Annotated in this window: 14 protein-coding genes; all 14 read left to right on the top strand. The window is 52.4% G+C overall.

The window, feature by feature from the left end:
• Positions 1-171 precede the first annotated feature (171 nt).
• Positions 172-549 (top strand): hypothetical protein, encoded by a 378-nt coding sequence (locus tag LOC67_RS22695; protein WP_230265125.1) that lies wholly within the window; start codon positions 172-174, stop codon positions 547-549.
• 113 nt (positions 550-662) lie between these two features.
• Positions 663-1304 (top strand): SMI1/KNR4 family protein, encoded by a 642-nt coding sequence (locus tag LOC67_RS22690; RefSeq protein WP_230265124.1) that lies wholly within the window; start codon positions 663-665, stop codon positions 1302-1304.
• A 1029-nt stretch (positions 1305-2333) separates the two neighbouring features.
• Positions 2334-2834: a hypothetical protein gene (locus tag LOC67_RS22685; RefSeq protein ID WP_230265123.1), complete on the top strand. Its 501-nt coding sequence runs from the start codon at positions 2334-2336 to the stop codon at positions 2832-2834.
• A 111-nt stretch (positions 2835-2945) separates the two neighbouring features.
• On the top strand, positions 2946-3497 hold the full coding sequence (locus tag LOC67_RS22680; protein ID WP_230265122.1) for a hypothetical protein: 552 nt from the start codon (positions 2946-2948) through the stop codon (positions 3495-3497).
• Positions 3498-3611: 114 nt separating this feature from the next.
• Positions 3612-3983 carry a hypothetical protein gene (locus LOC67_RS22675; protein ID WP_230265121.1) on the top strand — a complete coding sequence of 124 codons (372 nt, stop codon included), beginning with the start codon at positions 3612-3614 and terminating at the stop codon, positions 3981-3983.
• A gap of 231 nt (positions 3984-4214) precedes the next feature.
• A complete protein-coding gene (locus tag LOC67_RS22670) occupies positions 4215-4544 on the top strand; it encodes a hypothetical protein (protein WP_230265120.1) in 330 nt (109 codons plus the stop codon).
• A gap of 162 nt (positions 4545-4706) precedes the next feature.
• Positions 4707-5141, top strand: a complete 435-nt coding sequence (locus tag LOC67_RS22665; RefSeq protein ID WP_230265119.1) for a hypothetical protein — start codon at positions 4707-4709, stop codon at positions 5139-5141.
• 94 nt (positions 5142-5235) lie between these two features.
• Complete coding sequence (locus LOC67_RS22660; RefSeq protein WP_230265118.1) at positions 5236-5832, top strand: hypothetical protein; 597 nt, start codon at positions 5236-5238, stop codon at positions 5830-5832.
• 144 nt (positions 5833-5976) lie between these two features.
• Positions 5977-6300 (top strand): hypothetical protein, encoded by a 324-nt coding sequence (locus tag LOC67_RS22655; protein ID WP_230265117.1) that lies wholly within the window; start codon positions 5977-5979, stop codon positions 6298-6300.
• 54 nt (positions 6301-6354) lie between these two features.
• Complete coding sequence (locus LOC67_RS22650) at positions 6355-6906, top strand: hypothetical protein (protein ID WP_230265116.1); 552 nt, start codon at positions 6355-6357, stop codon at positions 6904-6906.
• Between the two features lie 187 nt (positions 6907-7093).
• Positions 7094-7882 carry a hypothetical protein gene (locus LOC67_RS22645; protein WP_230265115.1) on the top strand — a complete coding sequence of 263 codons (789 nt, stop codon included), beginning with the start codon at positions 7094-7096 and terminating at the stop codon, positions 7880-7882.
• Between the two features lie 1164 nt (positions 7883-9046).
• Positions 9047-9685 (top strand): serine/threonine protein phosphatase, encoded by a 639-nt coding sequence (locus tag LOC67_RS22640; RefSeq protein ID WP_230265114.1) that lies wholly within the window; start codon positions 9047-9049, stop codon positions 9683-9685.
• A 729-nt stretch (positions 9686-10414) separates the two neighbouring features.
• Positions 10415-10855, top strand: a complete 441-nt coding sequence (locus LOC67_RS22635) for a hypothetical protein (RefSeq protein WP_230265113.1) — start codon at positions 10415-10417, stop codon at positions 10853-10855.
• A 650-nt stretch (positions 10856-11505) separates the two neighbouring features.
• Complete coding sequence (locus LOC67_RS22630; RefSeq protein WP_230265112.1) at positions 11506-11955, top strand: hypothetical protein; 450 nt, start codon at positions 11506-11508, stop codon at positions 11953-11955.
• Positions 11956-12171: the final 216 nt, after the last annotated feature.

Raw genomic sequence — 12171 nt, 5'->3', positions numbered from 1 at the left:
CGACAGCGATGTGATACAGACTGTGGTCGTGTGTACCACGCGAACCATGCCGTGCACGCGAAGGTCGGGAGTCGTGTTTTATCGAAGTGGTCAGTCCACCGCCCGACCTCGGTGACGGCAACCGTTACCCGTACGAGTCTTGATCACCTCTTTCGTCAGTTGTCCGCCTGAATGAATCAGAACCCGTATTCACCGCCCCCCGTCGCAGAAACTAGCAAAGGGCCAGCGGGTGTTGATTCGAATCCGTCGCGGTGGCGTTTACTCTATCCGTTTCGTCTGATTCCCGTCGCGATCTGCGGATTGCTCGGGGCACTTCTTTTAGGTGGGGCTGTATTCTGGGGCTACGAGATCTTTAATTCATCGCTTCGATCCGACTTGGACTTTAGCGTACGGATTCTTCCGCCAATCTTCCTGGTTGTATTTCTGGTGTCCGGGATCTCGTTTTCTATCGCCACTCGGTATTGGTGGCGTGGATTATGGATACGCGCGATTGTCACCACCGCTATCGGATGGGCACTCCTTGCAGGCACGCAACGTTTAATGGAATGATTTGCAGGAATGTATCTGACGGGTAACCATGCCGTGCACCGAAGGACGGGAGTCGACGGTTTTGAAGTGGTAAATCTTTCGCCCGCCCTCGGTGACGGCTACCGTTATGCCTCATGGAGTATCTACGCTTGATTCCGACGGTTGACGACATTGAGTCTTGGCTTGATGCGGCGCTGCCGCACTTTTACCGCCAGTTTCTCAACGACCACGCCGATGAACTGATCGCATCGGAACTCGTTTTACTCTATGGCAGATCGTCCTTCATCGAACGCAAAGATACATATGAAACCAGACAATACTGTCCTGGCTTCGTCACAATTGGGAATGACAGCGGCGATATGGAGTTGATCCTGTCATTGACGGACGGTTCGGTCTCGATGGTTGATGGCGGCACCATGCGTGCAGAAGATGCCGAACGTGTAGCGGATGACTTGAGGACATGGATTGAGAATGACTGTCACCTGCCGATTGCCGAGGCGACAGCATTCCCTGCTACGGAACACGTTATCGTTTACCTGGAAAACATTCCATCATCGCTCAAGACTCTGCTGCTTATCAAGCAACACCTTGGTATCGACACTCCGCTCGGTGAGCTAAAGACGTTGATCGATACGGTCCCGTGTTCCCTCACGAGTGATTTGACTTACATGCAGGCGATCAAACGTTGTGCTAAAGTCAACGTCATCGACGATTGCTTGGGGATCCGAATGCGATCTGATAACGCAATCAGGCTTCCCTTGGACTGGCAGGGATAAGGCATAACCATCGGATGCACGACGAGTCGCCGAGTCACGGTTTTTGAAATGGAGGATCGCTCGCGGCGACCGCGTGATCCGAACCGTTCGCGCGGGTGGTTGTGACTGCGATAACCAACGTCTGTCTTCAATACTGCTGAATACGGCCCATCTGATTTCTCGTGGCAAGTGTTTGATGATCGCCGCAAGTGAATTCACGGTTTGATAGTTGTGCTTGATCACGGCCCATCTAATCCAAAGGGACAGCAATTTCCTGTTGATCGCATTTGATGTCACGGTTTATTTCTGCTCCGTAATGGCGGGTCAGACGCCCTATGCGCCAGTCGAAAAATCAATGCTCGTTCCCTCTGGCGATTCCAATCGGGTAGACTTGTCATGAGCGAAGTGGTGCCGACTGTGGTCGTGTGTACCACGCGAACCATGACATGAACCGAAGTGACGGAGTTGGGGTTTTCGAAGTGGTTAGTCATCCGCCGTCACTCGGTTATGTCCGCCGTTCGCGCGGGTAGATGGACTGCCTGCTGACTCATCTCTTATCAACATGGTCATCGCCCATCGCAGTTCGAAGCGTTTGAATCTGCCCCAACTGATCTCGCATGGAACCGATTAGCTGATCGCCGCAAGTGAATTAACGGTGTTATAGTTGTGCTTGATCGCGGGCCAATGGATTTCGCGAGACGTCAGTTTCCTGTTGATCGCAACTGAATTCACGGTTTGATTGTGTTGCTTGTACAACTCCCTTGTGAATTCACAGGACAGCAGTTTCCTGTTTGTCGCAATTGATGTCATGGTTCGATTTCAGCTCTGAGATAGCCGATCAAACGCTCTACCCGCCGGCTGAAATATCTATGCTCGTTCCCCTTCGCGATTCGAATCGGGTAGACTTGTCAGCAGCGATGTGATGCAGAGTGTGGTCGTGTGTACCACGCGAACCATGACATGAACCGAAGTGACGGAGTCGGGGTTTTTGAAATGGTTAGTCGTCCGCCGTCACTCGGTTATGTCCGCTGTTCTGTGCATGAGGCGTAGATGCGAAAACTTATCCGTCGATGGTTGACGCCCGCACCATCGGTGACGGGTATGCACCAATTGATCAACAGCACAACGTTGGATGACGATGTACTCGGTCGATGCACACGTGGGAGCGGTGACGATGCGACTTTCGAAGCTTCCATCGTGTTAGATTCTGCTGGCCCTGTTCCGGTGACATTCTTCGCTGATGAGCCGCTTGACGACACACTCGCATACGTCCGTGCGATTTTGTCTGCACTGCCTGCGAACGACGCTAGGTACCGCCGCTACGCCGCCGCCGATGTACGTCAATTCCAAATTGCACTCGGAAATGGTAACGCACCAATACCTGTTGCCGAATTTGCTTCGCGAATGCGTCTTTCTCACATCGTCGTTTACTACCCGACATCGGAAGAAGGCGCGACACTCTGGTATACTTGCGACAATCTGATCCCAAACGCATTGGTGTGTGTAACACTGGATGAAAATCGTCGATTTGTTGGCGGTGGTATCGGCTGACAGCCGGAAGCACAGAACAATCGGATGCACGCCGAGTCGCCGAGTCGCGGTTTTTGAAGTGGAGGATCGCTCGCGGCGACCGCGTGATCCGTAACGTTCTGCTTCTAAAAGATGATCGACTTTAGCATTACTGAAGACAGCATCGCAAACTCGCGTGCGCAGTGGGAACCAACGCTCCGCCAATATGCGGCAGCGACAACTCACGTTCTCCGTGGATCACGGAAACTTCCCATCCACGATCAGGCCGTGGAGCTTGCGACCGATTGGTTACGCGGATTGCTCGCCCGACATACGACTAGCAACGTGCAATCGAATCGAACATTCATACTTGGTGGCGACGAACACTTGGATATTGCTTTCCGTGCCCTGATCAACGCGGACGACCATGATTTCATATTCATCTTTCGTGAGGCATACTATCGCTGGCTTACATCCGAGTTTCACGATGCACCATGGTTTTGGAATTACGCATCCTGGGCAATCAACTCTACCGATCGCTTGCTGGAAATTGCATCGCCACACAATATGAACCTGAGGCTTGACCCCAACCTGACTTACTTGCTCTCCGAATCGGGCGGTTGTCGCGGAGTTGATTCGATACTGCGAGTTGTTGACGGTAACCTCACTAAGATTGAAACGTTTTGCGAATGGGTGGTCAGTTGAAATCGAGCAGAACAATGACATGCACGCGAGGACGGGAGTCACCGTTGTCGGTCTGCTTGCACGTCTTTCGCCCGTCCCGCGTGATGTCTACCGTTCCCCGACTGAAATGACGACGTGAAATTCTGCCTCAGTCCAAAACCCGGTGCGTCCGCGATTTCCTACACGGAACTCATCTCTCGGCTTGAATCGGAATTCAGCACTCGAATGTCCGTGTCTGACATCAGCGAGTCGGACGTTGCTGGGATGGTGGCTGAACTTATCGAACTGAACGCGCCTCAACAGATGATCGACGATGCACGATCTGGCGTCATTTTGCGTGTTTCGATCTACGATTTTGACTTCTCGGACGACTCCGTTACATTCGACATTACTCCAGCTACGATTTCGTTGATCGGGCACTATCCGGACGGTGATACCGGAACGATCCTCGGATTGCTGGAACGTTGTTCATCGGTGCTTGACTACTCCCTAGCGATTGACTCGTGACTCCAGACGGCGGGGAACCATCGGTTGCAACGGAGCCGGGCTTGCGCGGTTTCACAAATAGACGATCAACACTCCCGGCCCGCTGAACCGTGCCGTTCGTCCGGCAAATAAATGCATCCAGAATCATCAAGACTAATCGGCACTTGGCAACACATTGGTTTTGGACAGACACTTGATGCGCTAACCAAACGTGGCAATAGACTCATCACCTTTCACGATGACGGCACGTCCGTGTCTGATCCCGTCGTACAGAAACCGCCCAGACCTGACACATGGCGTGTTGAGACACTTGCCTCGCGAAAAGATTTGCAATTCGCGTTTAGCGATGGCGACGATCCCCTGCTGCTAGTCCAAACTGGCCTGATGCCACCGATGCCGGAATACGGACACGACGATTGGGTCGGCGAGGAGGAGGTGCTCGTGATTCACAAACTTCTGAAGATGAAACTCGTCACGAAGACAATTGGATTCGATGACGAACCAATATTCTTCAATGAATACAAACGACTAACTGAGAGACAGAGAGCAGACTACAATGCCGGTCGTCTCAAACTTGACTAAATACAATTGCCGTGACACATACGGACGAACCATGGCATGAACCGAAGACGCGGAGTCGAGGTTTTTGAAGTGGTGAATCGTTCCCCGCGTCTCGGTTATGCCCACCGTTACCCGACTAGAGACGCTTGATCCTGATGGATTGCCGATTCGTGCTTCCCGCCTATGACTGACCGCCCAACTCAATACTCGAATACCGATCTCGACCTGAAATCCGAGTCTTCGCTCGAACTGCTTGCATCCGAACTGCAATCGTCCTGTTGCGTGCTACACTGTGCGAAGGGCGATGACGGCAACTGGCACATGACAATTGAATCGGACAACAACCTCAACACTTGCGACTCGAATGCCTCGATCGACATTCCGCTGATGCTCGATGCCATCTCCGGTCTCACATCGGCTGCCAAACGGCAATTTGACGCGTGCTATTTTCGCGACTTCAATATAGGCGTTGAATGCTGGGATACATGGGCTTACAACCACGTTGTGCCCGCTGACCTAGTACGCAAGATCGCCAACGCAGGCTGCTCGTTGTCGTTCACCGCGTATCCGGGGCGTCATCCGGATGGGCGACCAAGAGCCGACGACGACGGCGGGTAACAATCGCGTGCACCCGAGTACGCGAGTCGAGCGGTCTTGAAGTTGAATATCTTTCGCGCGTACCGGGTGACGCGTGACGTTCGCCGAATCAAGAATGCCTCGAATCATAAACGACATACTTCACGCTCCCCATTTCATTTTCATCCGTAACCCATCGGACGAATTGACCGATCGCTCGTTGTTGGAGCGGTTCACAATCGGTGACTACGAACTCGTATCTTCGCTGCCCAAATTTCGCAATCACGTGGTCGTACGTAGAGAACCCAACTGGTTACACCTTGCTGACGATTGGTCGTACTCGCTCTGGCATGCCCCGTCGACAAGGGATTCCCTCCTTGAACTCTCATGCGATCATGACATCTATCAGTATTCGGTAGGCGAATGTGATCACTCTTTCGATTTTCGGTACTTTTCCGGTGGTGCGATCACCCGTGAATACGTCGTCGAAGACCCGACTTACCACAACGGGATCGTAGTCAAAGACGATGGCACAGAGTTGCCAGGGGAACGCGATTCGTTGGAATTGCCAGATGAACAGCAACGAGTACTCGGAATCGCTCGCGCACTTGGCATAGACGTTTCGTATACAATGGATCAATTGGTTTTTTACGCAAATCCGAACTCGGCGTCACTTATCGAGATCGGCGAACCAAGCAATGCACCGAAGCGGGCGTGGTGGCGTTTTTGGTGAAAGCAGTCAGGTCCTCGCCCGCTCGGTGATTGCCGCCGTTCGCCCAAATAGGAAACGCACTTCGTGAATGCTCGGCGTGTCTTAGCGAGAACGCTTTTTGTTTTCGCAATCATACTTGTCGGCGTTGGTGTTTCTGGATACGTCATGTATCGATCTCACGTAACGGCGAACGGGCTTGAGGCCGCACAGCATTGGGCACGAATGTCGCCACTTCCAGAATCCGCAACGGGTCTGCATGTCGAAACGCGGGGTGGACCATTCACTCGTGAGTTCACTATTCGATTCAATGCACCACCCGACGACCTCAATTCCTGGCTTAACAGATCACCGGGAACCTCCAATCTGAAACCTGTCGTCAACGGGAAATCACAGGTTTACAATGTCGAACCAGGGAACGGCGCGATGCACGCTGAGGTGACCGTAGACGACGATACCAACTCGGTCGTGATCCACACATATTGGAGCTGAAACGATGGGCGAACCATGCGATGAACCGAAGTCGCGGAGCCGCCGTTTTTGACAATGGACAATCAACCGCCGCGACTCGGTTATCGCGGACGTTCTGCTATAAAAATGAAGTTTGGGCTCAAGACGCTTTTGGCTTTCATCACCGTGGTAGCTATTGCAATCGCATTTGTCCGCCCTGAGTTGTGGCGGCTCAATGCCCGTCGCGACGTTGATAGCGGGATACGGCCTGGAATACGTTCAGGAGGTTACCCGGTGATTCACGCTATTGGTTTTTTCGACGTTGGTGCCAGAGTTATTGTGCTTCATCGTGTGACTACGCCAGAGCATGATGATGGCGATGTTGTACGCACTGGATCTCATTCCCCTTACTGGCTGGAAGCACGCAGTTTTGGACCTGGACAGATCTTTGATTGTGTAATCGATGGTCGACGCATATCAATTGATGACGATGTCGTCCAAGTTTTTTACGCTACAGACGGTGAACGCCCGACGTATGTGCGACTGAACAATCGTGACTACGCGACGTTGGACAACGTAGGCTTTCTTGAAACAAACGAAAAAATCTGGAACCTTGCAGTTCAGCATTCGAAAAATGCAGAACAATGAAATGCACGCGAGGACGGGAGTCGCGTTTTTGGGTCTGTTTGCAAGTCGTTCGCCCGTCCCGCGTGATTTCTACCGTTCCGCCATCTAGATGCATTTCCCAAAGAGCTACATCGACTACGCATCCGAATCGATAGGGAACCCCAACCTTGAGGCATCCCTGACATTCGGAGAGTTCATTGCGTTGTGTATGGAACGCGATCCTTCGCGCGCAATTGAAAATCAACGACGAAAACATCCTGACTGGCCGTCTGAATGGTTGGAGGGCCGCGTTAGGCTGCGCTGGATCTGTGACGGCAATGGTTGGCTGATACGGGGCGTATCGCGCCGTATTCTGTCGGGCGATGTGGACGAACTTCAGCTATTCCTCGAAATGCACGTCCGGTCGCGATTTCACTGGTACTATAAGAACGACGAGGAATACACCGAGATATGGGAACTGCTTACAGCACTTGCGATCGACGATCACGTGACCACTAAGGGCCACCTGAAAACTGCGACGTTCCCCTTGGTAAAATCGCGAGGTGGCGAGGCTGCAAGGCTATTCAACGCGGTCCATCAACTGCTTCGTGATCCCGAAACTTCTATCGAGCATCTGGATTTGCACACCACGAAAAGCTGTGCAACATGGCTATGTGCATGCCTTGAATTTATCAGTGCTCTTGTGCGGCGAAGCCAGAACGATGTTGAGATCGCGCTGAACGCCATCCTCACGGGCTATCGCAGAACACCGCAAATCAACCTGATGGAAAAAGCAATTGCCTTTTGTGCCCACGGACTATTTCGTTTGGGTCATCTTACGGCGCCCGAATTTGTGATTGAACCACCGACGGAACCATCACTGCCCTGGGATGCCGCGTTGTACAAAGCTTCAAAGGATCGGCAGATAATCTCACATGAACATTTCTCCAACCTACCGAAGTGGCTCGTTTCATCAATTGTTGATTTGAAACCGTTACCTTGGGAAACTAGGAACTAGCGGAACCAACGGATGCACACGGAGCCGCGGAGTCGTCGTTACACTGTGATCAGGTCATTCGCCGCGGCCCGGTGATCCGAATCGTTATCGCATCACTGCAGTTGCTCACTGCCTTTCCGGCATCACGTTGATGCTTCATTCGTCGACTTGCGTTCGGACCCTAATGACTTGACACACCGCAAACTCATCATTGTCTTTTCGCTAATTGGTGTCGCGACGTCCTGGCTGCTTCCACATCTCATTCTAGCGATACATGAGGCTCACGCTTTTTCGACAGTCCGAGAATTTGAAGGCTACAACATGATTGATGTCGAGCAGGTTGAGGCTTACCGAAACGAATACAACTCACCTGACTACTCGATCTTCGGTCGTGTGCGCGACGTTGGCGGACTTCAATTCTACTTTCCTGTGCTTTCCACCATATTGTCCTTCCTTTTTTTTGCCGTTGCTATACTAGCTTGGCGTCCTTCCTCGAAATGCGATTCTTCCTGATGCGGCGAACTCGATACCGACCGCTCCCTGTCGTACACAATTGCGATAACCATGGGTTGCAACGGAGGCCGCGAGTTGACGTTTTTGAAGTGGTGAGTCGTTCGCGCGGCCCCGCTGAACCCTACCGTTCGCGCGGGTAGATGAACTGCTTGATATCACATCTGTCTCTAGCTTGGTCATCGCCCTCTGCAATTTGAAGCGTATGAATCTGGCCCATCTGATCTCACCTGGCAACCATTAGCCGATCGCCGCAACTGAGTTTGTCGTTTGATAGTTGCTCGTGAATTTGGCCCAATTGATTTCGCGAGACACCAGTTTCCTTTTGATCGCGACTGAAGTCATCGTTTGATTGTGTTGCTTGATCAATGCCCATCTGAATTCATGGGACAGTAGTTTCCTGTTTGTCGCATTTGATGTCATGGTTCGATTTCAGCTCTGAGATAGCCGATCAAACGTTCTGCCCGCCGGCTGAAATATCTATGCTCGTACCCCCTTCGCGATTCGAATCGGGTAGACTTGTCAGCAGCGATGTGATGCAGACTGTGGTCGTGTGTACCACGCGAACCATGACATGAACCGAAGTGACGGAGTCGGGGTTTCTGAAGTGGTGTGTCATCCGCCGTCACTCGGTTATGTCCGCCGTTCCCCGACTGAAATCCGCGATGCTCACCTATGACATCGTTTGAAACTTCCCACGTTGTCGAAGCATATCGTGAGCAATGCGAAGATTGCGTCGAAGTCATAGCTGATGACGACCGCACTGTGATCGTGGTTGCCGACGGTGCTGGTGGCACAGGGGACGGACGCACTGCGGCCGAAACCGTAATCCGCGAAACACGGGCAAACTATGCTGCGATGGACGGTTCCACCGACTGGTCCCAATTTCTTTCGCAACTTGACTTTCGCGTGCACGCCGGCGAGACGACCGCTGTGATTGTCGACATTTATCCCGATCGCATTCTGGGCGCGAGTGTCGGCGACAGCTGCGCATGGGTAATCGACGGCCCTAATATTTCTGACTTAACTCGTACACAGATTCGCAAACCGTTACTTGGGTCCCAAGCGTCGAAACCTGCTCCATTCTGGCACGGTTCTCTCAATGGTATTCTCCTTGTTGCTTCCGACGGATTTTTCGACTACGCCAAACGAGATCAAATCACACAGCTCATCGGACGCACTGACTTTTTTGCAATTCCGCGTGCGTGTGTCGACATGGTTCGCCTTCCCTCAGGCGAACTTTGGGACGATACTGCTATCGTTGCGTGTCGGGTTCGCCGGGCGCGTATGTCTCGTAAACAATACTCGATCTGACGCACAGGAAACGGGGAACCAGGACATGCACGCGAGGACGGGAGTCGCGGTTGTTGGTCTGCTTGCAAGTCTTTCGCCCATCCCGCGTGATGTCTGCCGTTCTGTCAATGAGTTGCTGCTCAAACAATGATGCTTCGCGATGTTCACGTGCTTCCATTTGATTCAACTCATCGCTCCACTTTTTGGAGCGATCATTCTCGGCGGTTATGGATGGGACAATTTTGGGATCGTCGGATGCGCCATAGGAATTCCATCAGGCTTGGTGCTTGGCGGATTAGTCGGGCGATTGCCGTTGTATATCGCGTTCAAGTTTCTGGCACTTAGGATGGGCCGAATGTCGGATGACGAACTGATTTCTGAACTTCGTGATCCGACTTGCCTAACACCTAATGTGCATCTGCTAGAACTGAATCGTCGTGGATACGATATTCGCGGAGAATTGCCGTCCATCCATTCGCTTCTTGCCTCGGAGAGTGTTGATCGCCGGACTAGTGGATGGGCTGCGCTGACTTCTGCGTTCCCCGATTTGATTGAAAAAGTTCCAGGTTATAGCCCGACCGCTCCAGCTGATGATTGCGGGCAGAGATGTACACCACTCCTCAGCATGACAGAACAATGCGATGAACCGAAGTCGCGGAGTCGGCGCTTTTGACAACGGAAAATCAATCGCCGCGACTCGGTTATCACGGCCGTTACCCGACGAAGATGCGACTCTCTGCGTAGTCCCGAATGCCCAAGTTCACCTCGATTGCGATTGCGATTGTTTTCGCGTTTACCACTTGGTTTGGATGGGCGAATTATTCTCAGGTGCGTCTTGAATCTCAGTGTGACGAACTGGCTGCGTCGTTTGGCGGTCACCTGTCCAATGGCCGACGATCAGAGTCATCAAAATACGTCATCTGGTGCGGCAGCAATGGACCGACGGACTCAGATGCACCAACGATTCAGAGCGTAACTACCAAGATCATCAATGCTGGACTTGGGCAAACTGAGATTTCACTTGATCTATCCAAGAGCCAACTGTCTGATTCCGCTATCCCTGCGCTCGGTGCGATCCGGGGTCTCTACTTCATCGACGTTAGCGAAACTGAGATCACGAAACAGGGTGCGGATGCGCTTCGTTCACTGATGCCTGATACAATCGTCCGCTGGTCGCCTAAACAAGAATAAAGCAGCGGGTAACAATCGCGTGCACCGGAGTACGCGAGTCGGCGGATTTGAAGTTGAGAATCTTTCACGCGTACCCGGTGACGCGTGCCGTTCGCGTGGGTAGGTGAACCGTCTGATATAACATCAGTCTCCAGCTTGGTCATCGCCCTCTGCAATTTGAAGCGTATGAATCTGGCCCATCCGATCTCACCTGGCAACCATTGGCCGATCGCCGCAACTGAGTTTGTGGTTTGATAGTTGCTCTTGATCGCGGCCCAATGGATTCTGCAAGACGTCAGTTCCTATTGATCGCAATTGAATTCACGGATTGATCGTGTCGCTCGAATAACACCCATCTGAAGTCACGGGTCAGCAGTTTCCTGTCTATCGCCTTTGATGTCACGGTTTGATTTCTGTTTCGAGATGGCTGGTCAGACGCCCTATGCGCCAGCCGAAAAATCTATGCTCGTTACCCTTCGCGATTCCGATCGGGTAGACTTGTCACCAGCGATGTAGTGCCGACTGTGGTCGTGGGTACCTCGCGAACCATGACATGAACCGAAGTGACGGAGTTGGGGTTTCTGAAGTGGTAAGTCCACCGCCCGACCTCGGTGACGGCTACCGTTACTTGGCCTAACCGACCTGCACCTCATACCATTGCGCTGAAAATCATGACCGAACCATCGGCGCTGCCGATCCACTGGCGATATGCGGCGGGCAACGCTTTTCGAGCGTTGGAGATACAAGTTCGCGAATTCGACTTCGCAAAATATGCTGATGGTCATACCTATTCTGGGCTCAAGCCCCAAGAGTACATCGAGATCGTCGACGGATTCCTTGCCGAAGACTCAACAGTTGTTCCCGAGGGCAACCGTCGCGCTCTCGAAGAACTCCGCAAACTACTTGTCCATCACATTCTCGCCGCGTTTAATGTTGGGTGGCACATGGCAATCGAACTATGGAATGATTCGGATCGCGAATATGCCACTTTCGCAACGCCCGACCTGCATATATTGGCACGAGAAAGATCGCCTTTTGCTGGCACAAAGTGCGAGTGGTTTGTCGAAGGATTCTGCCAGTCATGGTCACAAGCAGAAATGGAGTCGTTGCGAACTTCGTGAAGGCCAACGGCAAATCCGGCCAAGTAACAATCCGTTGCACACGGAGCCGCGGGCCGCGCGTGTTCTGAAATCAATGTGTTCGCCGCGGCCCGGTGAACGGGGACGTTATGCGAATAGAGCGATGCATCGTACCTACCTGATTCTCACCATATTGACGATGGTTGCCGGATGCTCGCCACGAAATTCAAACGCTCCAAATGTAGGCAACGACGCTAC

The sequence above is a fragment of the Stieleria sp. JC731 genome (assembly GCF_020966635.1).
Lineage (GTDB): Bacteria > Planctomycetota > Planctomycetia > Pirellulales > Pirellulaceae > Stieleria.
This window is presented reverse-complemented; position numbering and strand designations above follow the sequence as displayed.